This window comes from Microbacterium aerolatum, assembly GCF_007988825.1.
Taxonomy (GTDB): Bacteria; Actinomycetota; Actinomycetes; order Actinomycetales; family Microbacteriaceae; genus Microbacterium; species Microbacterium aerolatum.
The window spans coordinates 153,054-179,754 of record NZ_BJUW01000007.1; the positions used below are offsets into that span (position 1 = coordinate 153,054).

Annotated in this window: 25 protein-coding genes; 11 read left to right on the forward strand and 14 right to left on the reverse strand. The window is 69.6% G+C overall.

Annotation, left to right across the window (positions count from 1 at the left end; translation table 11 throughout):
- Nucleotides 1–45: 45 nt before the first annotated feature.
- Nucleotides 46–1,239 carry an epoxide hydrolase family protein gene (locus MAE01_RS09490; RefSeq protein ID WP_147039304.1) on the forward strand — a complete coding sequence of 398 codons (1,194 nt, stop codon included), beginning with the start codon at nt 46–48 and terminating at the stop codon, nt 1,237–1,239.
- 1 nt (nt 1,240) lies between these two features.
- Here MAE01_RS09490 and MAE01_RS09495 read toward each other — a convergent pair whose 3' ends face one another.
- On the reverse strand, nt 1,241–2,953 hold the full coding sequence (locus MAE01_RS09495; RefSeq protein ID WP_147039305.1) for a cation:proton antiporter: 1,713 nt from the start codon (nt 2,951–2,953) through the stop codon (nt 1,241–1,243).
- 65 nt (nt 2,954–3,018) lie between these two features.
- Between MAE01_RS09495 and MAE01_RS09500 the strand changes: the two genes are divergently transcribed.
- Both MAE01_RS09500 and MAE01_RS09505 read left to right on the forward strand, forming a co-directional pair.
- On the forward strand, nt 3,019–4,065 hold the full coding sequence (locus MAE01_RS09500) for an LLM class flavin-dependent oxidoreductase (protein ID WP_147039306.1): 1,047 nt from the start codon (nt 3,019–3,021) through the stop codon (nt 4,063–4,065).
- A gap of 148 nt (nt 4,066–4,213) precedes the next feature.
- Nucleotides 4,214–4,423, forward strand: a complete 210-nt coding sequence (locus MAE01_RS09505) for a methyltransferase (protein WP_147039307.1) — start codon at nt 4,214–4,216, stop codon at nt 4,421–4,423.
- 51 nt (nt 4,424–4,474) lie between these two features.
- Here MAE01_RS09505 and pheA read toward each other — a convergent pair whose 3' ends face one another.
- Nucleotides 4,475–5,425, reverse strand: a complete 951-nt coding sequence (gene pheA, locus MAE01_RS09510; RefSeq protein ID WP_147039308.1) for a prephenate dehydratase — start codon at nt 5,423–5,425, stop codon at nt 4,475–4,477.
- 159 nt (nt 5,426–5,584) lie between these two features.
- On the opposite strand from pheA, the gene pgm reads away from it, so the two are divergent.
- The gene (gene pgm / locus MAE01_RS09515) at nt 5,585–7,228 is read left to right on the forward strand and encodes a phosphoglucomutase (alpha-D-glucose-1,6-bisphosphate-dependent) (protein ID WP_147039309.1); all 1,644 of its coding nucleotides are present in this window, start codon (nt 5,585–5,587) and stop codon (nt 7,226–7,228) included.
- Between the two features lie 190 nt (nt 7,229–7,418).
- Here the strand turns inward: pgm and MAE01_RS09520 are convergent, their stop codons facing one another.
- The gene (locus MAE01_RS09520; protein WP_147039310.1) at nt 7,419–8,513 is read right to left on the reverse strand and encodes a glycerate kinase; all 1,095 of its coding nucleotides are present in this window, start codon (nt 8,511–8,513) and stop codon (nt 7,419–7,421) included.
- Between the two features lie 33 nt (nt 8,514–8,546).
- Complete coding sequence (locus MAE01_RS09525; RefSeq protein WP_147039337.1) at nt 8,547–9,503, reverse strand: LacI family DNA-binding transcriptional regulator; 957 nt, start codon at nt 9,501–9,503, stop codon at nt 8,547–8,549.
- Between the two features lie 167 nt (nt 9,504–9,670).
- Here MAE01_RS09525 and galT point away from each other — a divergent pair, with 167 nt between their 5' ends.
- From galT to MAE01_RS09545, 4 genes are all read left to right on the forward strand, one after another.
- Nucleotides 9,671–10,879 carry a galactose-1-phosphate uridylyltransferase gene (galT, locus tag MAE01_RS09530; protein ID WP_147039338.1) on the forward strand — a complete coding sequence of 403 codons (1,209 nt, stop codon included), beginning with the start codon at nt 9,671–9,673 and terminating at the stop codon, nt 10,877–10,879.
- Entirely contained in the window at nt 10,879–12,066 is a 1,188-nt protein-coding gene (gene galK, locus MAE01_RS09535) for a galactokinase (RefSeq protein WP_147039311.1), read from the forward strand. The genes galT and galK overlap by 1 nt, the downstream gene beginning before the upstream one ends.
- Nucleotides 12,067–12,183: 117 nt before the next feature.
- Nucleotides 12,184–13,161, forward strand: coding sequence for a UDP-glucose 4-epimerase GalE (gene galE / locus MAE01_RS09540; RefSeq protein WP_147039339.1), 978 nt, complete (start codon nt 12,184–12,186; stop codon nt 13,159–13,161).
- 58 nt (nt 13,162–13,219) lie between these two features.
- The gene (locus MAE01_RS09545) at nt 13,220–14,686 is read left to right on the forward strand and encodes a carboxylesterase/lipase family protein (protein ID WP_147039312.1); all 1,467 of its coding nucleotides are present in this window, start codon (nt 13,220–13,222) and stop codon (nt 14,684–14,686) included.
- Nucleotides 14,687–14,785: 99 nt separating this feature from the next.
- Here MAE01_RS09545 and MAE01_RS09550 read toward each other — a convergent pair whose 3' ends face one another.
- The 6 genes from MAE01_RS09550 to aztB all read right to left on the reverse strand — a co-directional run bounded on the left by MAE01_RS09550 (nt 14,786) and on the right by aztB (nt 20,872).
- A complete protein-coding gene (locus tag MAE01_RS09550; protein ID WP_229718095.1) occupies nt 14,786–15,301 on the reverse strand; it encodes a gluconokinase in 516 nt (171 codons plus the stop codon).
- Nucleotides 15,298–16,536 (reverse strand): D-mannonate dehydratase ManD, encoded by a 1,239-nt coding sequence (manD, locus tag MAE01_RS09555; protein WP_147039313.1) that lies wholly within the window; start codon nt 16,534–16,536, stop codon nt 15,298–15,300. Before manD ends, MAE01_RS09550 begins: the two co-directional genes overlap by 4 nt.
- Before the next feature lie 148 nt (nt 16,537–16,684).
- A complete protein-coding gene (gene aztD / locus MAE01_RS09560) occupies nt 16,685–17,875 on the reverse strand; it encodes a zinc metallochaperone AztD (protein WP_147039314.1) in 1,191 nt (396 codons plus the stop codon).
- A 32-nt stretch (nt 17,876–17,907) separates the two neighbouring features.
- Nucleotides 17,908–18,810 (reverse strand): metal ABC transporter substrate-binding protein, encoded by a 903-nt coding sequence (locus MAE01_RS09565; protein WP_147039315.1) that lies wholly within the window; start codon nt 18,808–18,810, stop codon nt 17,908–17,910.
- Nucleotides 18,807–20,018, reverse strand: coding sequence for a hypothetical protein (locus MAE01_RS09570; RefSeq protein WP_147039316.1), 1,212 nt, complete (start codon nt 20,016–20,018; stop codon nt 18,807–18,809). Before MAE01_RS09570 ends, MAE01_RS09565 begins: the two co-directional genes overlap by 4 nt.
- Nucleotides 20,015–20,872 carry a zinc ABC transporter permease AztB gene (aztB, locus tag MAE01_RS09575; RefSeq protein WP_147039317.1) on the reverse strand — a complete coding sequence of 286 codons (858 nt, stop codon included), beginning with the start codon at nt 20,870–20,872 and terminating at the stop codon, nt 20,015–20,017. The genes MAE01_RS09570 and aztB overlap by 4 nt, the downstream gene beginning before the upstream one ends.
- Before the next feature lie 54 nt (nt 20,873–20,926).
- Between aztB and aztA the strand changes: the two genes are divergently transcribed.
- The gene (gene aztA / locus MAE01_RS09580; RefSeq protein WP_186806194.1) at nt 20,927–21,586 is read left to right on the forward strand and encodes a zinc ABC transporter ATP-binding protein AztA; all 660 of its coding nucleotides are present in this window, start codon (nt 20,927–20,929) and stop codon (nt 21,584–21,586) included.
- A 9-nt stretch (nt 21,587–21,595) separates the two neighbouring features.
- On the opposite strand, the gene MAE01_RS09585 is transcribed toward aztA, so the two are convergent.
- From MAE01_RS09585 to MAE01_RS09600, 4 genes are all read right to left on the reverse strand, one after another.
- The gene (locus MAE01_RS09585) at nt 21,596–22,555 is read right to left on the reverse strand and encodes a DNA-methyltransferase (protein ID WP_147039319.1); all 960 of its coding nucleotides are present in this window, start codon (nt 22,553–22,555) and stop codon (nt 21,596–21,598) included.
- Between the two features lie 12 nt (nt 22,556–22,567).
- Nucleotides 22,568–23,617 carry a lipoate-protein ligase LplAB gene (lplAB, locus tag MAE01_RS09590; RefSeq protein ID WP_147039320.1) on the reverse strand — a complete coding sequence of 350 codons (1,050 nt, stop codon included), beginning with the start codon at nt 23,615–23,617 and terminating at the stop codon, nt 22,568–22,570.
- A gap of 141 nt (nt 23,618–23,758) precedes the next feature.
- The gene (locus MAE01_RS09595) at nt 23,759–24,613 is read right to left on the reverse strand and encodes an alpha/beta fold hydrolase (protein WP_147039321.1); all 855 of its coding nucleotides are present in this window, start codon (nt 24,611–24,613) and stop codon (nt 23,759–23,761) included.
- A 32-nt stretch (nt 24,614–24,645) separates the two neighbouring features.
- Entirely contained in the window at nt 24,646–25,386 is a 741-nt protein-coding gene (locus MAE01_RS09600) for a copper homeostasis protein CutC (RefSeq protein WP_147039322.1), read from the reverse strand.
- 43 nt (nt 25,387–25,429) lie between these two features.
- Between MAE01_RS09600 and MAE01_RS09605 the strand changes: the two genes are divergently transcribed.
- Entirely contained in the window at nt 25,430–25,870 is a 441-nt protein-coding gene (locus MAE01_RS09605) for a MarR family transcriptional regulator (RefSeq protein WP_147039323.1), read from the forward strand.
- 5 nt (nt 25,871–25,875) lie between these two features.
- Nucleotides 25,876–26,701 (forward strand): MFS transporter (locus tag MAE01_RS09610; RefSeq protein WP_147039324.1); only part of this gene is annotated, 826 nt, incomplete at its 3' end.

Here is a 26,701-nt window from a genome sequence, read left to right on the forward strand (position 1 = left end):
GACGTCCTCGACGATGTCGGCGGCGCGTCATACGCTCGTCATCTCATGAATGATCACGAGATTCAGGCATTCACTGCACACGCACCAGACCGCGACCTCGCCGACCTTCGCGCGCGACTCGACGCGGCCCGGCTGCCCGAGCCGGAGACCGTCCGCGGGGCCGCCGCCGGGCGCGAGCGCTGGGCACAGGGCGTTCCACTCGCCGACCTCACCGAGGTCCTGGACTACTGGCGCACCGAGTACGACTGGCGAGCGTTCGAGACGCGCCTCAACGGAATCGGCCAGTTCCGAACGACCATCGACGGCCTCGGCATCCACTTCCTGCACCGTCGATCACCGCGTGCGGATGCCACACCGCTGATCCTGACGCACGGCTGGCCGGGCAGCGTCGCCGAGTTCGCCCATGTCATCGACGACCTCGCTGACCCGCGCGACCCCGCCGCACCTGCGTTTCACGTCGTCGCCCCGTCACTGCCCGGTTTCGGATACAGCGACAAACCGACGACCACCGGATGGGGGATCGAAAAGATCGCCGCGACCTGGGTGGAGCTGATGGACCGGCTCGGGTACACCAGGTTCCTCGCCCACGGCGGCGACTGGGGCGGCGTGATCACCACGATCCTCGGCGGCCGCTACCCCGAGCGGGTCATCGGCATCCACACCACCGTCGCGCAGCCGCCTCCCGGGCTGTCCCCAGATGGACTGACAGCAGCAGAACGCGACTGGGTCGACGAGTCCCAAGAATTCTGGAGCCGACGGGCGGCCTACGCGAAGGTACAGGCGGCCAGCCCGCAGACGATCGGCTACTCACTCGTCGACTCCCCGGCGAGTCTCCTCGCGTGGATCCTCGAGAAGTTCTCAGAATGGACCGACACCGAAGACAGCCCCTTCGAAACGATCTCCCGCGACAGCATCCTCGACAACGTCACGCTGTATTGGCTGACCCGCAGCGGGGCATCGGCCGCCCGCATCTATTACGAAAGCCACGCCTCGCTGGATCCCGATCTTCGCGTCGACGTGCCGTCCGCCATCAGCACCTACCCCCGCGACATCGAGAGGTGGCCGCGCCCGTGGGCGCAGGAACGATTCCGGCGCATCGTCCGCTGGTGCGAGCCCCGCTCCGGAGGGCACTTCCCGTCTCTCGAGGCGCCGGCGTACTTCGTCGACGACGTGCGAGACGGGCTCACATCGGTGCTGGCCGCGACGGACGCGCCGCGGACTCACCGCGCCGGCGGCTGACCTAAGCCCGCGACTGCGGCCTGGTCGCACCCTTCGTGTCGAGCGCGAGCTCCTCAGCGTCGATCGCCGTCATCAGCTCACGCATCAGCTCCTCGTCGAGGTTGTCCGCGTCGCGCTCCGCCAGCAGCACCTCGCGCCTCACATGTAGCCAGCCCTTCGACAGCGCGACGAGGTCGTCGTACGAGGGTCGCGGCATCGACTCCTCGACCTCCTGAACCCGATCGGTGTCGGTCTCCACCCGCGTCATCCGCATCGTGAACGCGTCGAAGGCCTTCATCTCCGCCTCCCCGTACTTGGCCGCCCACTGCTCGCGCTGCGCGGCGAGGAACGCCTTTCCTGCCTCTCGGCTGCGTGCGCGCACGGCAGCGATCGCCTTGGCATCCTCTTCGTGGTCGACGTCACCGGCGACACCGAGCCGCTTGATCAGGACCGGCAGTGTGAGCCCCTGCAGCATCAACGTCGCGACCGTGACGATGAACGCGACCACGACGATCGCGTGCGACGACCTCACATCGAGCGCCGCCAGGTCCGCCGCGGCGAGCGCCGTCGCCAGCGTCACCACACCGCGCATTCCGGCCCACGAAATGACCGCATTGTCCTTCCAGTCCAGCGCGGGCTCTGTCAGGCGCCTGCGCATCTGCTCCTCGGTGATCGTCTCGCGCCCGCGCTTCTGCCGACGCGCATCGAACCGCCCGGTTGCGACCATCCGCTCCAGCCGCCGCAGCCGGCTCCGCTCACGCCACCGCGCCCACGCGTGCGCCGGATAGATGAACAGCGGCCGCACGAACAGGACCGCAAGCAGCACCGCACCCGACAGCAGGAGGATGTGCTCCACCGACTCCGACCCCAGATCGCTGAGCACGCGACGGAACTGCAGCCCGATGTACGCGAACACGAAACTTTCCAGCAGCAGGTCCGCCGACAGCCACAGGGGCGCCTCCTGCTGCCTCGTCGTGTAATCGGTGCGCGGAGCGTTGAAACCCACATACAGCCCCATCGCCACGACCGCGAGCACACCGGATCCGCCCAGGTGCTCAGCGATCGCATACGCGCCGAACGGCACCAGCAGCCCGAACGTTCCGATCACCACGGGGTCGGCCACGCGCATCCGCAGTTGGTGCAGGATGATGCCGAACACCAGCCCGACGACCACGCCGACCACCACCGCGATCGCGAACTGCCAGATCCCGTCCCAGACCGTGAGCGTGGCGCCCGCGATCACTGCCGCGAAGACCCGATACAGCGTCAGAGAGGTGGCGTCGTTGATGAGGCTCTCCCCTGACAGCACAGTCATGATCCGCCTCGGCAACCCGAGCTTGCGACCGATCGCGGCAGCTGAGACGGCATCCGGCGGCGCCACGATCGCCCCCAGCAGCAGCGCGCCGGGCAGCGTCAGCGACGGCATGATCAGCCACGCCACGAGTCCGACCACGGCGGTCGTGAGCAGCACCAGCCAGATCCCGAGCCTGCGGATCTGAGGCAGGCTGCGCTTGAACCCGACGAACGAGACATCCAGCGCCGCCGAGTACAGCAGCGGAGGAAGAACCAGATTCAGCAGCAGATGCCCGTCGAGATCCATCTCCGGAATGAACGGGAGGAAGGATGCCGCGAGCGCGACGACCGTGACCAGTAGAGGCGCCGGCCACCCTCGCCAACGCGCGATCGCCGCCACGATCACAGCACCGACGAGCACGTAGAAGAGGGTGGCGTCCATTGAAAAAGAATATCTGCGTGCGACGGCCGGGAATGGGCCGGACGCCGGAGCAGTTGCACCGAGCGATGACTGCTTCAGCCCCCGCCTTGTCCGTGCTCGACCTCGTCCCGGTGCGCACCGGCCAGACCAGCGCCGAGGCCATCGCCGCCTCCCTGTCGCTCGCCGAGATCGCCGACCGCCTCGGCTACCGCCGCTACTGGTTCGCCGAGCACCACAACATGCCGGCCGTGGCGTCCACCACTCCCCCGGTGCTGATCGCCGCTGCCGCCTCGCGCACCAAGACGATGCGCCTGGGCTCCGGCGGCGTCATGCTCCCGAACCACGCACCGCTCATCGTCGCCGAGCAGTTCGCAGCCCTCGAGGCCATCGCGCCCGGCCGCATCGACCTCGGGCTCGGTCGCGCACCCGGCAGCGATCCGGTCATCACGCAACTGCTGCGCGGATCTGGCACGACGAGCGACGTCGAGCAGTTCCCCCGCCACGTGCAGGACATCTCGCTGCTCCTGGGCGGAGAGGGTGCCACCGTGCGCTTCACCTCCGGCGGAGAGTACAACGTGCACTCGACGCCCGCAGCGGTCAGCACCCCCGAGGTGTGGCTGCTCGGCTCGAGCGACTACTCGGCGCAGCTCGCGGCATCCCAGGGCCTGCCGTACGTGTTCGCCAACCACTTCTCCGGCCAGGGACTCGAGCGCGCACTCGACCTGTACCGCACCGGCTACCAGCCGAGCGAGGCGCACCCCGAGCCGCGCACGTTCCTGACCGTCAACGTCGTCGCGTCCCCGACCGCGGAGGAGGCCGAGGCCCGCGCCCTGCCTCAGTTGCGGATGATGGCGCGCCTGCGCCTGAACAAGCCGCTCGTCGCGCTCGAGACCGTCGAGGAGGCGCTGTCCGCGGCATCCGACCCCGCGACAGATCAGGTCGTCGAAGCCGCCCGCTCACGCTGGTTCGTCGGCACCGGATCGTCCATCGCGACCGAGTTGTGCGAGTTCGCCGCGAAGTTCGGCGTCGACGAGGTCATGCTCTCGCCCGTCGCCGGCGCGTACGAATCGGAAGCGATGGATGCCGCGACCGGCCGCGCCCAGACCCTGGAGCTCGTCGCCGCCGCGGTCTGAGTGCGCCGGAGCCTAGACGGTATGGATTTCGTCGGTTGTCGTCGCGCATAACCGGCGGGAACCTTCTGGCATCGGATGCCGCGGGCCGGAGGGCTAGCCGGAACGCGCGCTCGCGAGTACGGTCGGCACTGTCGGAAGGAGTTCGGTCATGAGCACAATCGGCACCCGCGGCCTGTGGGTCGCGCACGGCACGAACGGAGTCGTCGGCAGCATCCGTCACGAGGAGGACGATTACGTCGTCGTCATGGTCGGAGCGGATGCCGAGACCGGGCGATACCCGAGTCTCGAAGTCGCCAAGGGCGCGCTGTACTCGCATATGCGTCCCGGCAGCTCCTGGCCGAGATACGAGCAGCACTGACGAAGGCTTCGACCCGCTGGCGCGGCGAGACGGTCCGCCCCGGCATCCGCGTCAGGCCTCTGGCTCCCCGCTGATGAGCGCGCGCAGCCAGTCGCGCGCCTCCACGAAGACGTCGTCGGCGTAGCGATCCGGATACTGCACGATCCGGCGATCCGCCCGCGGGTACGACCCCAGGAACACCACGCGCGGGCTGAAGCGGCGGATGCCGAGCAGCGCATCGGCCATCCGCTCGTCCGCCACGTGCCCGTCGGCGTCGATCACGAACCGGTAGCGGCCGAGGGCGTCGCCGATCGGACGCGACTCGATCAGCGACAGGTTGATGCCGCGCGTCGAGAACTGCTCGAGCATGTCGAGCAGGGCACCGGGATGGTCGTGCGGCAGCTCGACGATCAGTGAGGTCTTGTCGGCACCGGTCGGGTCCGGCGGCATCGTCGTGCGCGTGACAAGCACGAAGCGGGTGACGGCGGACGTGTTGTCGCCGATCTCGGATGCCAGGACGTCGACGTCGTAGTGCTGCACGATGTTCGGCGGGGCGATGGCCGCCTGCGCGGGTGATGACCCGTCGAGCACGCCGATGGCGGATGCCACGTTGCTCGCGGCGGGCACATGCGCGTGGTTCGGCAGGTGCTCGCCCAGCCAGCCGTGGCACTGCGCGTAGGCGACGGGATGCGCGGCGATCACCGAGACGTCCTCGAGCTTCGTGCCGTGCGGAGCGACGAGCACGAAGTTCACGCGCACCAGGTACTCGCCGATGATCCGGAGACCGGGCAGAGTGGCCAGAGCATCCTGCGTCGTCGAGACGCCGCCCTCGATCGAATTCTCGATCGCGATCATGGCTGCGTGGCTGCGCCCCTCGAGGACGTCGGCGAGCGCTTCGCCGACGTTGTGGACGGGGCGCCAATCCTGGCCGCGGGCCTCGGCGACCTGGTCCAGTGCCGCTTCGGTGAAAGTGCCCGCAGGGCCCAGGTAGCTGTAGGTGCGCCGTTCAGTCACGCGTTTCACCTTAGCCCCGCCCGACCTCTCCTTCTCCGAGACTGCATTCCGCGGCCGAGATACCGGGAATTCCGGTGCGTCTCGGCCGCGGGATGCAGTCTCGCGGGCAGGCGGCGCAGTCTCGCGCGGCAGGATGCGCGTGCAGCCGGATCGGGGCAGACTGTTCACATGACCAGCCGTGCCGGCCTCCCCGCGGAGGAATCTGACCTCATCGACGTCGACGCGCTCATCGCCGCGTACTACGACCGGCATCCGGACCCCTCCGACCCGGCCCAGCGCGTCGTGTTCGGCACGAGTGGCCACCGCGGCTCGTCGCTGACGGGCAGCTTCAACGAGAACCACATCCTCGCCACGACGCAGGCGATCGTCGACTACCGCCGCTCGCAGGGGATCACCGGACCGCTGTTCCTCGGCCGCGACACGCACACCCTCTCACTGCCGGCAGAGCGCAGCGCGATCGAGGTGCTCGTCGCGAACGGTGTCGACATCCGCGTCGATTCCCGCGACTCGTGGGTGCCGACCCCCGCGCTCAGCCACGCCATCCTCACCCACAATCGCGACCTCGCCGCGGGTGCCGCGGGCCGCGCGGACGGCATCGTCGTGACCCCCTCCCACAACCCGCCCCGCGACGGCGGCTTCAAGTACAACCCGCCGCACGGCGGCCCTGCCGATACCGACGCCACCGGCTGGATCGCCGCCCGCGCCAACGAACTCATCGAGGCGGACATGACCGGTGTGAAGGCGCAGAGTTTCGCCGACATCGACTGGGACGCGCTGCCGAGCTACGACTTCCGCGACGCCTACGTGCGCGATCTGCCCTCGATCATCGATGTGGATGCCATCAAGAAGGCCGGCGTCCGCATCGGCGCCGATCCCCTCGGCGGGGCATCGGTCGACTACTGGGCCCTCATCAAGGAGATGCACGGGCTCGAGCTGACCGTCGTGAACCCCGAGGTCGACCCGACCTGGCGCTTCATGACGCTCGACTGGGACGAGAAGATCCGCATGGACCCGTCGTCGCCGTCCGCGATGGCCTCGCTGGTCGCTAAGAAGGGCGACTTCGACGTCCTCACCGGAAACGACGCGGATGCCGACCGGCACGGCATCGTCACCCCGGATGCCGGCCTCATGAACCCCAACCACTACCTCGCCGTCGCGATCGATTACCTGTTCTCGCACCGCGCGGAGTGGCCGAGAGATGCCGCGATCGGCAAGACCCTCGTCTCGTCGATGATCATCGACCGGGTCGCGGAGTCGCTCGGACGCCGCCTGCTGGAGGTTCCGGTCGGATTCAAGTGGTTCGTGCCCGGTCTGCTCGACGGTTCTGTGGCGTTCGGTGGCGAGGAGTCAGCCGGAGCGTCGTTCCTGCGCCGCGACGGCAGCGCGTGGACGACCGACAAGGACGGCATCCTGCTGTGCCTGCTCGCCGCCGAAATCATCGCCGTCACCGGCAAGTCGCCGTCGGAACGCTATGCCGAGCTCGAGCAGGCGTTCGGCGCATCCGCGTACCAGCGGGTCGACGCGCCAGCGAGCCCCGAGCAGAAGGCGACGCTGTCGCGTCTCGCTCCGGATGCCGTCACCGCCACGACCCTGGCCGGCGAGGACATCACCGCCAAGCTGTCGCACGCCCCGGGCAACGGCGCCGCGATCGGCGGGCTGAAGGTGCAGACCGAGCACGCCTGGTTCGCCGCGCGCCCGTCGGGCACGGAGGACGTCTACAAGCTGTACGCGGAGAGCCTAAAGGGACCCGAGCACCTCGCCGAGGTGCAGGAGGAGGCCCGCGCCGTGGTCACCGCGGCGCTGGAGGCCTGAGCGGAGGGGAAGAGGCTTGGACTCGCCTGCGGCTCGCTCACCCCGTTTCGGCTCACGCCCGCGTGGGGATCAGTCGCCGGGCGTTGAGCGAAGCGGCCGCAGGCCGCGCAGACGAAACGGGCTGAGCGCAGTCGCGCAGCGACGAAGTCGAAGCCTCTGCTCTTGCCCCGAAGGCTTCGACTCGTCCGACTCACGCGCGGAATCTGCGGGCGAGCTCCGCCCCTGCCTCGCGCAGCCAGCGGGCAGGATCCGCCTGTGACGCCTCGGCGGAGCCCGCGAGCTCGGTGAGCGAGACGGATGCCGCGAACAGCGATGTGTCCGCGTCAGCGGTGATGCGCCCAGCGACCACCGCCGCGCGCACGTCCGCGTCCGCGGCCGCCGCAGCCACGAACGACGGGACCTTGCCGTCGCCGGACTGTCCGTCGTACGATCCCTCGCCGGTCGCGACGACATCCGCCGTGCCGATGGCATCCGCCAGACCGATCAACCGCGCGACCTCTGCCGCACCGGGCGCGAGCTCGGCACCCCACCGCACCAGCGCCGCCCCGACGCCGCCCGCTGCACCGGCCCCGGGCAGCTCCGGATCGAGTCCGACCAGTTCTGCAAGCCGCAGAAGCGCCCGATCGACGCGCGCGATATCGACGGCATCCGTGAGCCCCTTCTGCGGACCGAACACCGCAGCGGCGCCCCGCGGCCCGGTGAGGGGATTGGTGACGTCCGACAGCACGAGGACGTCAGGCGCGCGCCGCAGCCCGCTGAGGTCCGCATCCACGACGTCGCACAGCCCGCTTGCACCTCGTACGACCGGCACACCCGCAGCATCGGTGAAGCGCGCGCCGAGTGCGGCGAGAAGACCGATCCCCCCGTCCGTCGACGCGCTGGAGCCGATGCCGAGCACCAGACGTGTGACGCCGTGATCGAGCGCAGCGGCGATGGCCTGGCCGAAACCGGTGGTGTCGGCATCCCACGGTCGCAACTCGCCCACCAGCTCGATGCCGGACGTCGAGGCGAGGTCGACGACGGCCGTGCCATCCGGCAGCAGCAGCCACGCGGTGTCGACCGGCGCACCCGCGGGTCCGGCGACCGTGACCGGGATGCGCTGCGCGCCGGGCACCGCAGCGGCGAACGCGTCCACCGTGCCCTCGCCACCGTCGGCCATCGGGCGCAGCACGAACGCGGCATCCGCCTCGACTGCCGCCCACCCTTCGGCGAGTGCCGCCGCTGCCTCTGCCGCGGTGATCGAGCCTTTGAAGCTGTCTGGTGCGACGACGACGGTGGTGGGCATGGTTCGAGCCTAGTTCCGGGCCGGAAAACTCCGTCAGTGAGTGCTCGAGCGCTCGATCAGCTCGGTCGGCACGACGTGCGAGCCCGCGTCGGCATCACCATCGGCGCTCTCGATCTCAGCGACGAGCGCGGACACGGCCACCTCGGCGAGCGCGGCGAAGTCCTGACGGATCGTCGTGAGCGGAGGGCGAAAGTTGGCGGCATCCGGCACGTCGTCGAAGCCGATCACGCTCACATCGTCCGGCACACGGCGGCCGCGATCGGCGAGCCCGCGAATGAGACCGAGAGCCATCTGATCGTTCGCGCTGAACACCGCAGCGGCCTGTTCGAGCGAGGCGGCAACGGCATGGCCGGACTCCGCCGACCAGTCCCCGCGCACGACCTGCGGGGCCTGGATGCCAGCGGCCTGGAGCGTCTCGCGCCATCCGCGCTCACGCTCGGCTGCGGCGAACGATCCCTCCGGACCGGCGACGTGGTGCACGGTCGCGTGCCCGAGCTGCAGCAGGTGACGCGTCGCGGCCCGCGCACCCCCGGCATGATCGCTGCTCACCGCGCGGAACCCGCTGTCGGCGGCGGCATCCACGACAACGAGACGGAGCCCCTCCGGCTGATCAGATGCACTGGTGAGCGCAGACGCCTCGTTCAGCACGATCGCCCCGTCGACCCCCTGATCCTGGAGACGCTCGAACGCCGCGGCGACATCGCCTACCGCGGTCACCACCATCAGCGCGTAGCCACGGCGTTCCGCCGCCTCTGCGGTGGCCTGCAGCATCCGCGAGTTCCCCACCGTCGCCAGCGTCGTCGCGACGATCCCGAGCGTCTGCGACCGCCCGGTGCGCAACGCACGGGCCGCGCGGTGGGGACGGTATCCGAGCTCGGCCATGGCCTGCTCGACCCGCGCGCGTGTGGCGGGATCCACCCGCGGGCTGTCGTTGACGACCCGTGACACGGTCTGCCCCGACACCCCGGCGCGACCGGCGACCATCGCCATCGACACGCGTCCGGACGGCGCGCTGCGGCGGCGAGGGCGCTCGAGCCCGAAGACGTCGTCGGTCACGGCATCCCTCCTGGTCCTGACATGCGCGGCGTCCTAACGCGCCGCACAACTCCTGCGTGTTGACGTTATCACCGCCAGCGAGTTACCGTGTTGACGTGAACATGGAAGATTCTCGTGAGTTGCGCGGCGCCGCCGAAGACCGCGCAACCGAACGTCCTGCGTGCGAACTCGGCGCCGGCGTCATCAAGCGCCCCACGACACTCGCCGACGGCCGCGAGCTCATCTACTACGACGACCCGGGAACAGCCCTCGGCCCCGACCGTTCGGTCGACGCACGCACGCTCGACCCACGTCCCGGCACCGCGACGATGCGCCTGGATGTGCTGACCGGCGACTGGATCACCGTCGCCGAAGGCCGGCAGAACCGGGTCATGATGCCCGGCGCCGATGCCGACCCACTCGCCCCGCAGACCCCGACGAATCCGTCAGAGGTGCCGTCACTGTATGACGTCGCGGTGTTCGAGAACCGCTCCCCGGCCTTCGGCCCTGCCCTCACTGAATCCCACGGAGCGGCGCCCGCCGCCGCCAATCCTCCGCGCGGTCTCGACGACCTCGCCGCCCTCGGCCTCGGTCGCAGCCGCACAGCCGTCGGGCGCTGCGAGGTCGTCTGCTTCAGCCCCGACCACTCCGGATCGTTCGGCACGCAGTCTGTCACCCGTGCTCGCACTGTGATCGAGGCCTGGGCCGATCGCACCGCCGCGCTGTCGCAGCTACCGGGCATCGAGCAGATCTTCCCGTTCGAGAACCGCGGCGAGGCGATCGGCGTGACCCTGCCCCATCCGCACGGGCAGATCTACGCCTACCCTTACATCACCCCGCGCACGACCCGCCTGCTGGAGAGCATCGACCGCACGGCGCCGGAGCTGTTCCAGCACATCCTCGATCTCGAACAGGGCTCGGAGCGCGTCCTGCTCCGCGGCGAGCACTGGACGGCGTTCGTGCCGTTCGCGGCACGCTGGCCGCTCGAGGTGCATCTCATGCCGCACCGCCACGTGCCCGACTTCGCCGAGACCACCGCAGCCGAGCGCGATGAGCTCGCCCCGCTGTATCTCAAGCTGCTCCGCGGTGTCGATGCGCTGTATGAGACGCCCACCCCGTACATCGCCGCGTGGCATCAGGCGCCGGTGAACGTCGGCCGCGACTCCGTCCGACTGCACCTTCAGGTGACCAGCCCGCGCCGCGCCGCCGACAAGCTGAAGTTCCTCGCCGGATCCGAGGCGGCGATGTGGGCATGGACCGCCGAAGTCGCCCCGGAGCAGTCCGCCGAGCGGCTCCGCGACGCCATCGCCCGGGTCGGCGAGGTCGCCTGATGACGACGCTGGATGCCGCGACCGCCCTGTTCCGCGAGCTCACCGGCCGCACGCCGGATGGGGTCTGGTCTGCGCCGGGACGGGTGAACCTGATCGGCGAGCACACCGACTACAACGACGGATTCGTGCTGCCGTTCGCGACCCCGCACCGCACCTATGCCGCAGTCGGTATACGCGATGACGGTCGCATCCGCGTGGCGTCGACGTTCGCGGATGAGCCGGTCGAGTTCGCCCTGGACGAGCTGCCGCGCCTGTTCCCGACCGCAGCCGGCGACGGACCGGCCGTCCCTGAGTGGGCGGCGTATCCGCTCGGCGTGGCGTGGGCCCTCCAGCTCGCCCACGCCGCGACCGGCGAACCAGCCGACATCCGCGGCGTCGACATCGCCATCTCCTCCGACGTCCCCGTCGGCGCGGGCCTCTCCTCCTCCGCCGCGATCGAGGGGGCGACCGCATCCGCGCTGAACGACCTCTGGCGCACCGGCCTGGACCGCCCGGCACTCGCAAGCATCGGCCGGCGCGCGGAGAACGAGGCCGTCGGCGCACCGACCGGCATCATGGACCAGATGGCGTCGATGCTCGGCGAGTCCGACGCGGCCCTGTTCCTCGACTGCCGCACGCTCGACGCACACGCAGTGCCGCTCGGGATGACGGGCCTCTCCCTCCTGGTCATCGACACTCGCGTCTCGCACGCGCACTCCACCGGCGGGTACCGCGAGCGGCGCGCATCGTGCGAGAAGGGCGCCGCCATCATGGGCGTCCCCGCCCTGCGCGACGTCTCGGTCGACGACCTCCCGCGCGCCAGGGAACTCATGGATGACGTGGCCTTCCGCCGCGTGCGGCACATCGTCACCGAGAACCAGCGGGTGCTCGACACCGTGCGCACGCTGCGTGTGAGCGGTGCGCGCGCGATCGGCGACCTGCTCGTCGCCTCGCACGCCTCGATGCGCGACGACTTCGAGATCTCGATCCCCGAGCTCGACACGGCGGTCGGCGCCGCCCTGGATGCCGGAGCGCTCGGTGCCCGCATGACCGGCGGCGGATTCGGCGGGGCCGCGATCGCGCTGGTCGAGGAGGGCGACGTGCAGGCCGTGTCGGATGCCGTCACTGCCGCGTTCGCGGCATCCGGGTTCGCGGCACCGCACCTCTTCACCGTCACGCCGTCCGCCGGCGCCCACCACGACGCCTGACCCACCCCGAGATTGCATTCCGCGGCCGAGATCGGCTGAAATGCCGGGCATCTCGGCCGCGGAATGCAATCTCGCAAGGATGGGAGGATGGGAGACGCAAGAACCGAGAGGAAGTTCATGTCCTGGATCGTCACCGGCGGCGCCGGCTACATCGGATCGCACGTCGTACGCGCACTCGCGGATGCCGGGCTCGCCCCCGTCGTCCTGGACGACCTCTCCAGCGGCATCCCGTCGTTCGTGCCGGAAGGCGTGCCGTTCGTACAGGGCAGCATCCTCGATCGTGAGCTCGTCGAGAAGGCGCTGCGCGACCACGACGCCGACGGCGTCATCCATGTCGCCGGCTTCAAGTACGCCGGCGTCTCGGTGCAGCGTCCGCTGCACACCTACGCCCAGAACGTCGAGGGCACCCGTGTCATCCTCGAGGCGATGGAGGCGGCCGGAGTCCGCAACATCGTCTTCTCGTCGTCGGCCGCAGTGTTCGGCACGCCCGATGAAGAGCTGGTCGTCGAAGACACCGCCAAGAAGCCCGCGAGCCCGTATGGCGAATCCAAACTGATCGGCGAGTGGATGCTGCGCGACCAGGCGATCGCGACGGCAGAGTCCGAGCATCCGCTGCGTCACACCTCGCTGCGCTACTTCAACGTCGTCGGCTCCGCCGACCCCACCGTCTACGACGTCAGCCCGCACAACCTCTTCCCCATCGTGTTCGAGGCGCTGCTGGCCGGCAAGACCCCGCGCATCAACGGCGACGACTACGCGACCCCCGACGGCACGAACGTGCGCGACTACGTGCACGTCGGCGACATCGCTGCCGCACATGTCGAAGCCGCCAAGCGCCTCGCCGCCGGCACACCGATCGAGGCGGCCTACAACCTCGGCTCCGGCGACGGGCTGTCCGTGAAGCAGATCATGGACGCCATGGTGCGCGTCACCGGCGTCGACTTCACGCCCGAGATCGGACCGCGTCGCCCCGGTGACCCCGACCGCATCGTCGCCGCGGGTGACCTCGCCGCCCGCGACCTGGACTGGAAGATGCGCTACACGGTCGACGAGATGGTGCGGACGGGCTGGGAAGCCCGACGCAACGCACGCTGAGCCCGCCCCTCTCAGAGGCTGTGGAGAGTCGAGCAGCCCACCCGGCTACGCTTCAACCGTGGAGCCCTCCCCGATCGTCCAGACCGCTTCCGGACCAGTGCGCGGCTTCTGGCGCGACCACGGCACCCCCGGCGCGTCGGCCGCGTTCCTCGGCATACCGTTCGCGAAGCCCCCGGTCGGCAAGCTGAGATTCGCCGCGCCCGTCCCGCCCGCCCCGTGGACAGAGACGCTGGACGCCACGGCCTACGGGGCAACCGCACTGCGGGTCTCCGGCGACGACAACCTCATCCCCGAGCCGGCGGTTCCGGGAAAGAGTACGCTCAACGTCAACGTGTTCACCCCCGCGCTCGACGGCTCGCGCCCCGTGCTGGTCTGGATCCACGGCGGCGGCTACACCGAGGGGTCGCCCGCGAGCCCCTGGTACGACGGCGCCCGCTTCAACCGCGACGGCGTCGTCACCGTCTCGATCTCGTACCGACTCGGCTTCGACGGCTTCGGATACATCGTCAGCGCCCCGGCGAACCGCGGCGTGCGCGACTGGCTCGCCGCGCTGGAGTGGGTGCAGCAGAACATCGCAGCGTTCGGCGGCGACCCGGCGCGCGTCACGATCGGCGGACAGTCGGCCGGCGGCGGCGCCGTTCTGACGCTGCTCGGGATGCCGCAGGCACAGCACCTGTTTCGCGCGGCGATGTCCATCTCCGGCGCCCTGGCGGACGTGCCCCTCGAGACCGCCCGCGGACGCGCCGAGCGCATCGCCGCACTCGGCGGCGTCAGTGCCGACGTCGACGGATTCCGCAGCCTCACCGAGCGCCGCATCCGCCAACTGCAGCCGAAGGCCGCGACCCCGCGGAAGGGCGTCGGCATGGTCCTGGATCTGCTCACCGAGGGGCTGCCGTGGGGCCCGATGATCGACGGCGACCTGCTGCGGCAGCCGACCGTCGACTCGCTCGCCGCCGGCATCGGTGCCGACAAGCCGCTGCTGATCGGCGCCACCGATGACGAGTTCACGATGGTCGCTGAGCGCGAGGGCGGCAAACTGCGGATGATCCCCGCCGGCATCCTGCTGCTGCCGTTCCTCAGGACGCGCGCGATCCGGCGCGCCTATCTCACATCCAATGCCGCGCAGCGGGCGAAGGGCAGCGTCGCGGTCGTCGGCCGATTCATCAGCGACCACGTCTTCCGCGTGCTCATCCCTCGGGTCGCCGAGGCGCGCCGAGATGCGGATGCCGAGACCTGGGCCTACCGGTTCTCATGGGTGTCGCCCACCAAGGGGTGGGCCTGCCACTGCCTCGACGTGCCGTTCTGGTTCGACGGACTCGACCGCGAGAAGGTCGCGTCGCTCGCCGGCCCGCGACCGCCGCAGGAGTTGGCCGACGAGATGCACGCCTCGGCGGTCAGCTTCGTCAGCGACGGCGAGCCCGGGTGGCCGGCGTGGTCGACAGCGCCCGGCATCGCGCGGGTGTTCGGGGGCGACGGGGCGGCCGTTTCGGAGGATGCCTACGACAGCGTGCTCGCGCTGGTGTGAGCGTCTGCACCGAGGCGCTTTCGACTCGTCGCTGCGCTCCTCGCTCAAGCCGTTTCGTCTCGCTGCGCTCGCTCAACGACCCGGGCTGCAGTCCCGGGCCTACCGGGCCTGCCCCGAACCGAGCCGCTCGACGATCTCGGCGACGAGCTCGTCCGGCGCCCGGTCGACCGTCACCTCGAACCCTGCCTCGTCGCTCTCGAGGTCCTCGAGCGTCGCCACCTGCGAGTCGAGCAGCGACGCCGGCATGAAGTGATCGGTCCGCGTCTGCGCGCGCGAGAGCAGCAGCTCCCGCGACCCGGTCAGGTGCACGAACACGACGCCCGGTCCTGCCGCCCGGATGCGGTCGCGGTACACGCGCCGCAGCGCGCTGCAGGCCATGACGAGACCGGTGCCCTCCGACGCGCCGAAGCGGGCCCCGACCGCGTCGAGCCACGGCCAGCGGTCGTCGTCGGTCAGCGCGGTGCCGGCATTCATCTTCGTCCGGTTGGCGGCGGAGTGCAGGCTGTCGGCATCCGCGAAGGGTACGCCCAGCGCGTCGGCGAGGGCGATGCCGACGGTGGACTTGCCCGCCGCCGACACCCCCATGACACAGACCAGCGGGGCGTGGTGGTTCACCAGTCGTGCACCGTTCCGTCGGCGAGACGGTTGTATGGCAGGTACGCCTGCTCGTACGGGTACTTGCCGGCCTCGTCGACATCGAGCGTGACGCCGAGCCCTGGCTGGTCGCCGGGGTGGAGCAGCCCGTTCTCCCAAGTGAAGGACTGATGGAAGACCTGGTCGGTCTTCTCGGAGTGCTGCATGTACTCCTGGATGCCGAAGTTGTGGATGCTGAGCCCGAGGTGCATCGCCGCCGCCATGCCGACCGGCGAGATGTCGGTCGGACCGTGCATACCCGACTTGATCTGGTACTGCGCCGCGTAGTCGAGGGTCTTCTTCAGCGGCGAGATGCCGCCCATGTGCGTGACCGCACCGCGGACGTAGTCCATGAGCTGCTCGCGGATGAGGTCCTTGAAGTCCCACACCGTGTTGAAGATCTCGCCGATCGCGAGCGGAGTGGTGGTGTGCTGGCGCACCAGGCGCAGCGCCTCCTGGTTCTCGGCCGGCGTGCAGTCCTCGAGCCAGAACAGGTCGTAGGGCTCGAGCGACTTGCCGAGCTTGGCGGCCTGGATCGGCGTCATCCGGTGGTGTCCGTCGTGCAGCAGCGGGATCTCGGGACCGAACTCGTTGCGCACCGCCTCGAAGACGCCGGGAAGGTGCCGCATGTAGGAGCGGGTGTCCCAGTCCTCCTCGACCGGCTTGGCGCCGCGGCGGGCCGGCTCGTGGTCGTAGCGCACCTCGCCGCCGCCCGCATCCGCGGCCTGTGATGCGATGCCGTAGATGGCCTTGAGGCCCGGCACGCCGGTCTGGATCCGGATGGCCTTGTACCCCTGGTCGAGGTGCGAGCGCACCGAGTCGAACAGCTCGGGCAGCTCCTTGCCGGAGGCGTGGCCGTAGGCCATCAGCCCCGTGCGCGATGCGCCGCCGAGCAGCTGGTAGACCGGCATCCCGGCGGCCTTGCCCTTGATGTCCCACAGCGCCATGTCGACGGCGGCGATCGCGGCCATCGTGACCGGACCCCGACGCCAGTACGCCGAGCGGTACAGGAACTGCCAGGTGTCCTCGATGCGATGCGCATCCCGGCCGAGCAGCAGCGGGACGACGTGGTCTTTCAGATAGCTCACCACGGCGAGTTCGCGACCGTTGAGCGTGGCGTCGCCGATGCCGACGTGCCCTTCGTCGGTCGTCAGCCGCAGCGTCACGAAGTTCCGCCCCGGGCTGGTGACGATGACTTCAGCCTTGTCGATGATCATGATTCCTCCAGGGGGGGGCGGTTCCGGGTGTTCGGTGTCGGCACGCAACCGCAGCAACGATATCCGGTTCCGTGATGCTCGTCGACCAGAGCGGGGCTGAGGTTGCCGGTGTGCGCATCACATGCTCCGACAGCCTCAGCCCTCCGTCCTATCCGACCAGCGTGATCTCGTTGGGCGTCTGGGGAAGCTCGGCCTCAGCGATCTGCGCGCCCGTGGCGGCGTCGATCGCGACGATGGAGCGGTTCGCTGCATCTGTGACGTAGACGATGTCCCCGTCGGCGGCGATCGCCGGGTGCGGCTGCTGCCACTCGCTCGGCCCCGCCCACGGTTCGATCGCGTCGTAGGACGCCGTGATCTCACCAGTCGCCGGGTCGATCACGTGCAGCTTGCCGTCCGATCCGATCATCGCGGCGTCGCCGCTCTCGATGCGCGTCACACCGCGGAACGTGTAGCTGACGCCTTCCGGCAGCTCGACCTTCTCCAGGGTCTTGGCGGCGGTGTCCACCAGCGCGATCTGGGTCAGCAGGTAACCCTCGGCATCCGGATCATCCTTGTAGTCCATGACGACGAGCGGGCTGCCCTCCGACACGTAGGCGTTGCCGATGCGCCCGTATTCGTCGGGCGAGGTCAGCTTGGTGATCTCGCCGTCGTGGAACACGAGCGCACCGTTCTCGCAGCCGAACACGACGGCCTCGTCCTGCGCGGTCCCCTCGCCGTGGACGCCGGGGCATTCCGCGCTGGCTGCCAGCTCCGTGCCATCGGCGTCAACGGCGCGGATGCCGGTGCGACCGCTCGCGTCGCCGACGGTAGTGACGAACGTGCTGTCCTCCAGCAGCACGGAAACGCCGTGGTGCGCCTCGACACCCTCGATCACCTGCGCCTCCGGCAGCGCACCGTCGATGTCTGCCAGCTCCGCGGTGTCGAAGATCGTGGTGTCGCTGGTGGCGTCGTCGTAGAGCACGGTCTTCCCGCCGTGCCTGACCACGTGCCCTGCCGCTGCGGCTTCCACGACCAGATCGGTGAGCTCGGGCTCGCGCATGTCGAGCAGATGGAAGCCCTCCGACGTGGTGACGAAGGCGTGGCGGCCGTCGCCGGCGGAGTTGAGCCGGACGAAGTCCTCCGATGGGAGGTCGCCGATCACCTCGAGCGTTTCGCCGTCGACGACGAGCACGCCTCCGGCGTACGCCACGGCGATGCGAGGCCCGTCGGTCGCGGCATCCGCGCCCGTGGACGTCGATTCCGGCGACTGCGCTGCCGGCTGGGCCGCGCACCCGGCCAGCAGCAGCGCGGCGACCCCGGCTCCGGCCGCGAAGCGCGCGGTTCGGTTCAGCTGTGTCATTCTCTTCCTTTCGTTGTGCCCTCTCGGGCGGGTCATGGGCTCAGGCCCTGGACGATGCGCTCGGTGTTGACGCGCATCATGTCGAGGTAGGTGTCTCCTGGCTCGCCGGTCGGTGCGAGCGACTCGGTGATGAGCTCCACCACGGCGACGTCCCGATCGGCCTCGTCTGCGAGCACCTGCACGAGTCGGTCGGGCTGGGAGGACTCCGCGAAGATCGTGCGGACACCCGCGGTGTCGATCGCCGTCACGAGCTCGTGCAGGTCGGCGGGGCTGGGGGCGGCGAGCGTGGTTCCGCCGGGGATGGCCGCGCCGAGGAGGGTCACGTCGAAACGCCGCGCGAGGTAGCCGAAGACGTGGTGATTCGTCACGAGGGCACGGTGCTCGGCGGGGATCGCGCCCAGCGAGCCCGCCATCTCCTCATCGAGCGCGAGGAGCGACGCACGGTAGTCGTCGGCGGCGGTGAGGACGTCGGCCTCGGCGTCGCCGGCGAGCTCGCCGAGCAGCGGCGCGATCGCGTCGACGACGAGCAGCATCTGCCCGGGGTCTGTCCAGAAGTGCGGATCTGGTCCGGCTCCCTCGGCGTACTCGAGCACGTCGAGGTGGTCTCCGGCCTCCACGACGGGGACGCCGTCGCGCGCTGCCGCCTCCACGTGCTGCGCGAGGCCTTCTTCCAGCCCGAGTCCGTTGGCGACTATGAGGTCGGCGTCGCGGAGTCCCGCGACCTGCTGTGCGGAGAGTTCGAACGAGTGCGGGTCGGCTCCCGGGGTCATCAGCGTGACGACCTCGAGCTGCTCCCCTGCGATCTCGGACACGACGTCCCCGAGGATGTTCGTGGTCACGTACACGCTCGGCCGGTCGTCGGCCGGCGTCGCGCAGCCGGCGAGGCCGCCGGCTGCGACGAGGAAGGCGAGCAGAATCGCTGCGGCCCGCCTCATCGGCCCGTCCCCGCGAGATGCAGCGGCTCCGCCTCGACCTCGAACGCGCGGGAGACGCGAGCGCCGTCCGCCGGGTCGATCTCCCACATGGTCTGCTCGGCCGGCCCGTTCAGATAAGCACGGTTCTGGTCGACCACGAAGGTCACACCGGCTGCGAGATCGGGATCGGCGAGGGATGCCGCGACGAGCGGTTCGGTACGGGCGGTGATCTCACCGTCCGCGAGGACGAGCACTGCGCCATCTGCCGTAAGGGCGAGGACTCGTGCGGCGTCGTCGTCGACGGCCACGACCTGCACGATCTCCTCGTCGATCTCGTGGAACGACCACGTCCGCTCGCGGGTGTCCAGCAGCCAGAATCCTGCATCTCCGGCGAGCGCGGCGACCGTCGGCCGGCTTTTGCGGGCGGCGAACGACGTGGCCTGCGAACCTGTCTCCGCGACGGCATCCGCCGGGTAGCCGATGCGCTCCCACTCGTCAGGATCTCCGCCGACGGACAGCACCGCCCCGTCGGCGCAGCCGACGACGGTCCCGACGACAGTAGCGATCGTGCCCGCCGCCCCCGCGCATGCGACGGTTTCGCCCGCGGTGCCGTCAGCGGAGACCATCCGCAGCGCTCGCACGACTCCGGATCCATCCGGTTCGGTCACGGCAGCGCCGTGTGTCAGCGGGACGACGAGCCCGTCATGCGGTTCGACCGGTACACGGAAGCTCTCGACGATCTCGCCGTCGGCGAGGGCGGGCGTCTCGATCAGGACGGCCTCGCCGTCGAACAGCATCCCGACGCCGACTTCGCCTGGCACGACCGACGCACGGCCGGAGCCGGTGACCTCGCCGATGACCCTCGCCGGCGCCTCGTAGTAATGGAAGTGGTCGACGTGGCTCCAGGTCCACACTCCGCTGTCGATCACGGCGACGGACCCTTCGCGGATGCCGAACAGGTATCTGCCGTCCGAGACGAGGTCGTCGATCGGGTCGATCTCGGCGAGGATCGACTGGCTCTCATCGAGGAGATCGAGATGGTGCACCGCGCCATCGGCGTCCACAGTCGTGAGGTGCAGGGCGGGCTCAGAGAGCTCGTGGGCTCCTGCGATCTCGCCATGGCCGTCATCGGCCGCCGAGTCCGGCGAGGAGACAGTCCCGGGGTGTGCGGCGCAGGCGGTGAGGGCGAGAAGCAGGACGCCGCCGACGGCGGCGAGGCGGGATCTCATGAGTTCCTTTCGGCACGGATGCGGAGGCGCCCTTGGGCGAGCGGGGACAGGATGCGATGCGCGAGCGCAGATACGACCGCCGAGAGGATCGCGACGAAGGCGACTGTGGCGCCCGCAGCTGTGCCGGCATGCCAGGAGATGAGCAATCCGAGGGCGACGGCCGCGGTCCCGATCAACCCGGCGAGCGCCATCGTGGAGGGGATGCGGGTCGTCCAGCGTCCTGCGGCGACGGCGGGCCCCAGCAGCATCCCCACCACGAGCAGCGAGCCGACCGCCTGATACGCCGCGACGACCGCGAGCGTGATGAGGCCGACCAGGAGCGCGTGCGCGACGCGCGGACGGAGACCGAGCAGCTGCGCCTGCCTGGGGTCGACCGTGACCGCGACGAAGGATCGGTGGCCACCGATCGCCACGACGAGCGTGATGAGGGCGACGACCGCCAGCATCGCGATGTCGGCTGCGGAGGCTGCGAGGATGTCGCCGAACAGGATGGCGGTGGCATCGGTCGCGAAGCTCCGGGATGCCGAGATGATGATGACGCCGAGAGCAAGGCTGGCGACGAACAGCAAGCCGATGCTGGTATCCGCGGAGAGGCGCCCGCGCCGCTGCAGCATGCTGATACCGACCGACATACCCGATGCGCTGACCGCGGCGCCCAGAACGGGCGGGATGCCGAGCAGCGTCGCGACGGCGATTCCGGGGAGCATCCCGTGCGCCATCGCCTCCCCGAGGAAAGCCATCCCGCGCAACACCACCCAGGTGCCGACGACACCGCAGATGACTGCGACGAGCGCGCCGGTGAGGAGGGCGCGCTGCACGAAGGAGGCGGCGAAAGGATCCAGCAGGAATGACACAATCAGGGACTGTAGCAGTTATTGAGAATGATTTTCATTTGCAATACTGAGGACGTGTCTCCTGCATCGGCTCTTCTCCCGACCACGCTCGTCCTCTCGCTTCGCGGCGTCGACGTGATCCGCAATGGACATCCGGCACTGCGCGGCGTCGATGCCCGAGCACATGCCGGACGCCTGCTGGTCGTCGTCGGACCGAACGGCTCTGGGAAGTCGACGCTGCTCTCTGTGGCGGCCGGACTCCTCCCGCCAGACCGCGGAGTCGTGGAGACGCGGTCGCACACGCGCATCGCCCTTCTCCCGCAGTCCACAGCACTCGCCGCGCACTTGCCGCTGACGGTCACCGATGTCGTCGCGATGGGTTCGTGGGCGCGCCTAGGCGCGTGGCGACCGTCCCGCAGAGCCGACCGTCACGCGGTGGCGGAGGCTATCGCGGCCGTCGAGCTCGTCGATCTTGCCCGGCGGCCGATCGGGACGCTCTCCGGCGGACAGCGTCAGCGCGCCCTCCTCGCACAGGTGCTCGTGCAGCGGGCGGACCTCGTGCTGCTCGACGAGCCGATGGCCGGACTCGACGCCCGCTCTCGCGAGATCATCGCGGCGTCGATCGTTCGCCTCACGGAGGCGGGCGCCGCCGTGATCGCAGTCACCCATGACCCTGCCGAGTTCATCACGATCGACGACGTGCTCGAGCTGAACGACGGACGGGTGAGCGGCTGAGTGGCGCTTTCAGGGCATCGTCGTCTGCGCGTGCGGCATCCGCGCCTGCATGATCCGGATCGCCTCGGGGTTGTCGTCGACGAGCACGGCGTCGCGGCCGAGTGCCGAAGCCACAGCACCGGTGGTGCCGCTGCCGGCGAAGAGATCCAGCACCCGGTCACCGGGACGGCTCGACGCCTGCACGATCCGGCGCAGGATCCCCTCGGGCTTCTGCGTCGGGTAGCCGGTCTTCTCCCGTCCCGTGGTCGGGACGATCGTGTGCCACCAGACATCGGTGGGGAGCTTGCCGCGTGCGGCCTTCTCGGGCGTGACGAGGCCGGGGGCCATATAGGGCTCGCGGTCGATGTCGTCGGCGTTGAACACGTGCCCGCCCGGAGTCTTCACGTAGACGAGGATCGTGTCGTGCTTGGTCGGCCACCGTCTGCGCGACTTGGCGCCGTAGTCGTAGGCCCAGATGAGCTCGTTGAGGAACGCGTCGCGGCCGAACACGGCATCCAGCATCACCTTGGCGTAGTGCGCCTCACGGTAATCGAGGTGCAGATACAGGGTGCCGTCGTCGGCGAGCAGCCGCCACGCCTCCTCGAGACGCGGCATGAGGAAGTCGCCGTAGTCGTCGAACCGGTCGTCGTAGGTGCGCAGCATGCCCCGCACTCGCTCGTACTCGTGCCCGTGGAACCCGTGCCGGATCTCACCCGCCGGCTCCACCCCCGCCGCGAAACTGCGGAGCTCCTCCCCGGATCCGCCGGTTTCCGGTGCCTGCGCGGCTGATTCCGGCTGCTTCTCCGGAGTTGTGCGGGTGCGCCGAGCGGTGACGATCTGCCGCTCCTGCGCCCGCCCGGTGTTGAACGGTGGATCCAGGTAGATGAGCGTGAAGGATGCCGACGGCAGGGTCCGCGCGACGGCGAGGTTGTCGCCCTGGATGATCTGGACGGCACCGGTCCCCGAGTCCGCGGAAGGGTCCGGGGTCACAGCAGGCTGCGCTTATGGGACACGGTGCAGCCACGCGTCGGTGGAGAACTTCGACTCCACGAGCGCCTCGGCGTCGGAGTACTCATCGGGCGCGATCGTGCCGTCCTCGGCATCCGTCAGCGAGCGGAACGTGGCCTTGAAGCTGTCGATGATCTCGGCGCGGGTGAGTCCGGTCTGCGTGCGCAGCGGATCGACGCGCTTCGCCGCCGACGTCGTTCCCTTGTCGCTCAGCTTCTCCTTGCCGATGCGCAGCACTTCGGCCATCACCTGGCCGTCGATGTCGTACGAGATCGTCGCGTGGTGCAGCACGCCACCGTTCGCGAGGCGCTTCTGCGCTGCGCCGCCGATCTTCCCCGACGGGCTGGCGATGTCGTTCAGCGGCTGATAGGTCGCGTCGATTCCCAGCGACCGGAGCGCCTGGAGCACCCAGTCGTCCAGGAACGCGTACGAGTCGGCGAACGTCAGGCCCTGCACGAGGGATGCCGGCACGTACAGCGAGTACGTGATGATCTGTCCTGCTGCCATGAGCATCGCCCCGCCGCCGGAGATGCGGCGCACGACGTCGAAGCCGTGGCGCTCGGCGCCCTCGGGGTCGACCTCGTTGCGGTACGACTGGAACGAACCGATGACGACCGCGGACTCCTCCCACTCCCAGATCCGCAGGGTCGGGCGGCGGCGCCCCTCCCCCACCCGCGAGGTGAGCACCTCGTCCAGCGCGAGGTTCATCCGCGGCGAGACGGCCTTCTCATGCACGATCTCCCAGTCGAAGTCGCGCCAACCCGGCGCGGTCACGAGCGCACGGCGCACGGCGGTTCCGACGGACTCGGGAGTGAAGCCGAGCAGCTGGGCTCCGGCGGGGAGCGCAGCGCGCACCGCATCGGCGATGACGGTGGCATCGGACTCGGCGGGCAGTCCGTTGACGGCGGCGTTGATGTCTTCGAGCGCGGAGTCCGGCTCGAGGAAGAAGTCTCCGGCGAGCCGGAAGTCCGTCAGCCTGCCGTCTGCGACCTCGACATCGACGACGACGAGCTTTCCACCGGGGACCTTGTACTCACCATGCACGAGTCCAGCTTAACGCCGGCTCCTTCGACAGGCTCAGGGACCCGCGAGGGCGTGCGGGTCGTTGAGCGGAGGCGCGCAGCGCCGCAGACGAAACGGGCTGAGCGAGCGCAGCGAGTCGAAGCCTCCACAGCACCCAGAAGCTCAGCGGGCCGGGATGTGCTTGTCGAGCCAGGCGAGCAGGTCCGCGCGGACCTCCTGCTGCTGCATCTCGTTGAAGATCTCGTGGCGGGCGTCCGGATACACCAACGTGGTGACGTCGGTGAGCCCCGACCGCGAGCGGTACTCGTCGGCGAGCTTGTGCACGCTGTGCGGGCCGCCGACCGGATCGTCGCGTCCCACCAGCAGCAGCATCGGGATATCGCGGCCGAGGTCCTTGGCGGGCCGGCCGTACAGCTTCAGCGCCTCGATCGGCCCGAACAGCTTCAGCAGAGGCACGTTCGTGGTGAGCGGGTCCTCGTCGAACTCCTTCCAGACGGCCTTGTCGCGGCTCAGCCATTCGTAGCCGGTGGCGTCCTTGCCCTCCCAGCGCGCGTTGAGCGGCGCGGCGTTCAGGTCGCGGATGGTGCGCAGCGCGGAGCCGGAGAGGATGACGGCATCCCACGCCTCGGGATGCTCGTTCACGAGCATCTGCGCCAGGAACGAGCCCCACGAGTGCCCGAACAGGACGAGGGGCAGGTCAGGATGCGCCTCACGGATGATCCCGGTCAGCTGCCACACCGCGTCCTTGGCGGCACGCAGACCACCCTTGCCCAGCCGACCCAGCCGTGCGGGGCCGCCGTGCTGACGGATCCCGGTGCGACCGTGACCGCGATGATCGTCGGCGTACACGATGAACCCGGCCGCCGTGAGATCGGCGATCAGCTTGCCGTACCGGCCGGCGTGCTCGCCGACGCCATGGAGCAGCTGCACGACACCCCGCGGCGTTCCCTGCGCGTCGTGGACGTCGTAGACGATCGCGACGCCGAACGCGTCGGTGAACTCCGATGTCTGGGGCATGGGACGAGTCTAGAGTCGCCGGACGCTCGGCGTCAGAGCTTCAGCGCCGCCCGCACCGCGAACGCGGCATCCCGGTCGGTGACCTCGTATCCGCCGACCCCGTCGGCGGCCGATCCCATCCGCACTCCGCTGTCGCCGACGATCGTCCTCTTGGCCGAGAAGTGCAGCGCGTCGACTCCGGTGTCGGCGAGCGCGAGGGCGGATGCCGCGTTGACGCCGCTGCCCGCCATGATCTCGATCCGTCCTGCTGCCGCGGTCGCCATTGCGCGTAGGGTGTCGACGCCGTCGATGGCGGCGGATGCTCCGCCTGAGGTGAGCACGCGCCGCAGTCCCAGCTCGATCGCCCTTTCGAGCGATGCGATCGGATCGGCGGTGACATCGATCGCCCGGTGCAGGGTCACGGATGCTCCGCCGGCGGCATCCCGCAGACGCGCGACGGCATCTATGTCGAGCGCTCCCGACCCGTCCAGCGCGCCGACTACGACGCCTGCGGCTCCTGCCGAGACAGCACGTTCGACGTCGCGAACGGACACCGCGATCTCGTCGGCGTCGTACTGGAACCCGCCGGCGCGGGGGCGGATGAGCACGTGGATCTCGGGGCCGTCATCCCCCGCGGCATCCAGCGCCAGCTCGAGCGTGGCGGGAGACGGGGTGAGCCCGCCGAGCGCGAGCGCCTGGGTCAGTTCGACGCGTGCCGCGCCGACCTCTCTGGCGATGCGGACTCCTGCGGGATCCTGGACGGCGAGTTCGAGTGCGACGGTCACGGCATCCATTCTCCACCCCTCGTTCAGAAAACTTAGTTAGACTACCTAAGTAATGACTGAACCGGACGATCTCCTCCACTCCACCGCCACCGACCTGCGCCTGTCCACCTTCCGCCTCGCCCGCCGACTCCGCCGCGAGCGCGCGGGCGACAACGTGAGCGACGCGCACTTCGCCGTGCTCGCGAACCTGAAGACGCACGGACGCCTCGCCATCGGCGAACTCGCACAGCGCGAGAGGGTAAGCGCTCCGACGATGTCCAACACCGTCGACGCACTCGCAGAGAGCGGGCTGGTCGTGCGGGTTCCCTCCGAGGACGACCGTCGCCGCGTCTACATCGAGATCACAGATTCCGGAACCGAGATCGTCAGCGCCACGGTGCAGAAGCGCGACGCCGCACTCGCAGACGCGATCGCCGAGCTCGACTTCACCGACGAGCAGCTGCGCACGCTCCGAGAAGCCGCTGCCCTGATGCGGAAGGTGGCAGAGCGATGATGGCGATGTTCCGCTCCTTCTCGACGTTCAACTACCGCATCTGGTTCTTCGGCGCCCTGGTGTCCAACATCGGCGGGTGGATGCAGGCCACCGCGCAGGACTGGGTCGTCCTCACCGAACTGACCGACAACGATGCCACCGCGATGGGCATCACGATGGCCCTGCAGTTCGGCCCGCCCCTGGTGCTCGTCAGCGTCACCGGCTGGGTCGCCGACCGCTTCGATCGCCGCAAGATCCTGCTGATCACGCAGTCGGTGCTGATGATGCTGGCGATCGGCGTCGCGGCCCTCCTGCTCACCGGCGTCATGACCTTGCCGCTGATGTTCTGCTTCGCGCTCATGTTCGGCATCACGAACGCGTTCGACGCGCCGGCTCGCCAGGCGTTCGTCTCCGACATGGTGGCACTCGAGGATGCATCGAACGCCGTCGCCCTGAACTCCGCGTCGTTCAACATGGCGCGCCTGATCGGCCCGGCCGTGGGTGGCCTGCTCATCGTCGCGGTGGGCACCGGCTGGGTGTTCGTCATCAACGCCGCGACGTTCCTCGCCATGCTGATCGCGCTGGTGATGATCCGCCGCGGCGAGCTGCTCCCCAGGGTGAAGAGCCGCGGTCGCAACGGACTGGCCGAGGGATTCCGGTACGTGTGGGCGCGCAGCGACCTCAAGGTCGTGTTCGTGATGGTGTTCCTCATCGGCGCGTTCGGCATGAACTTCCCGATCTACGCCTCCACGATGGCACTGGAGTTCGGCAGGCAGGCTGACGGCTACGGTGTGCTGAGCTCGGTGCTGGCGATCGGCTCGCTGGCGGGCGCGCTGCTCGCCGCCCGCCGCG

Excerpts from the sequence above, each read along its gene's own strand:
- galT (WP_147039338.1), top strand. The coding sequence starts at position 9,671 with ATGGAAGATTCTCGTGAGTTGCGCGGCGCCGCCGAAGACCGCGCAACC.
- MAE01_RS09520 (WP_147039310.1), bottom strand. The coding sequence starts at position 8,513 with ATGCCCACCACCGTCGTCGTCGCACCAGACAGCTTCAAAGGCTCGATC.
- galE (WP_147039339.1), top strand. The coding sequence starts at position 12,184 with ATGTCCTGGATCGTCACCGGCGGCGCCGGCTACATCGGATCGCACGTC.
- aztD (WP_147039314.1), bottom strand. The coding sequence starts at position 17,875 with ATGACACAGCTGAACCGAACCGCGCGCTTCGCGGCCGGAGCCGGGGTC.
- MAE01_RS09565 (WP_147039315.1), bottom strand. The coding sequence starts at position 18,810 with ATGAGGCGGGCCGCAGCGATTCTGCTCGCCTTCCTCGTCGCAGCCGGC.
- MAE01_RS09490 (WP_147039304.1), top strand. The coding sequence starts at position 46 with ATGAATGATCACGAGATTCAGGCATTCACTGCACACGCACCAGACCGC.
- MAE01_RS09525 (WP_147039337.1), bottom strand. The coding sequence starts at position 9,503 with ATGGCGATGGTCGCCGGTCGCGCCGGGGTGTCGGGGCAGACCGTGTCA.
- MAE01_RS09500 (WP_147039306.1), top strand. The coding sequence starts at position 3,019 with ATGACTGCTTCAGCCCCCGCCTTGTCCGTGCTCGACCTCGTCCCGGTG.
- galK (WP_147039311.1), top strand. The coding sequence starts at position 10,879 with ATGACGACGCTGGATGCCGCGACCGCCCTGTTCCGCGAGCTCACCGGC.
- MAE01_RS09570 (WP_147039316.1), bottom strand. The coding sequence starts at position 20,018 with ATGAGATCCCGCCTCGCCGCCGTCGGCGGCGTCCTGCTTCTCGCCCTC.
- MAE01_RS09605 (WP_147039323.1), top strand. The coding sequence starts at position 25,430 with ATGACTGAACCGGACGATCTCCTCCACTCCACCGCCACCGACCTGCGC.
- MAE01_RS09600 (WP_147039322.1), bottom strand. The coding sequence starts at position 25,386 with ATGGATGCCGTGACCGTCGCACTCGAACTCGCCGTCCAGGATCCCGCA.
- MAE01_RS09595 (WP_147039321.1), bottom strand. The coding sequence starts at position 24,613 with ATGCCCCAGACATCGGAGTTCACCGACGCGTTCGGCGTCGCGATCGTC.
- MAE01_RS09495 (WP_147039305.1), bottom strand. The coding sequence starts at position 2,953 with ATGGACGCCACCCTCTTCTACGTGCTCGTCGGTGCTGTGATCGTGGCG.
- manD (WP_147039313.1), bottom strand. The coding sequence starts at position 16,536 with ATGATCATCGACAAGGCTGAAGTCATCGTCACCAGCCCGGGGCGGAAC.
- MAE01_RS09505 (WP_147039307.1), top strand. The coding sequence starts at position 4,214 with ATGAGCACAATCGGCACCCGCGGCCTGTGGGTCGCGCACGGCACGAAC.
- pgm (WP_147039309.1), top strand. The coding sequence starts at position 5,585 with ATGACCAGCCGTGCCGGCCTCCCCGCGGAGGAATCTGACCTCATCGAC.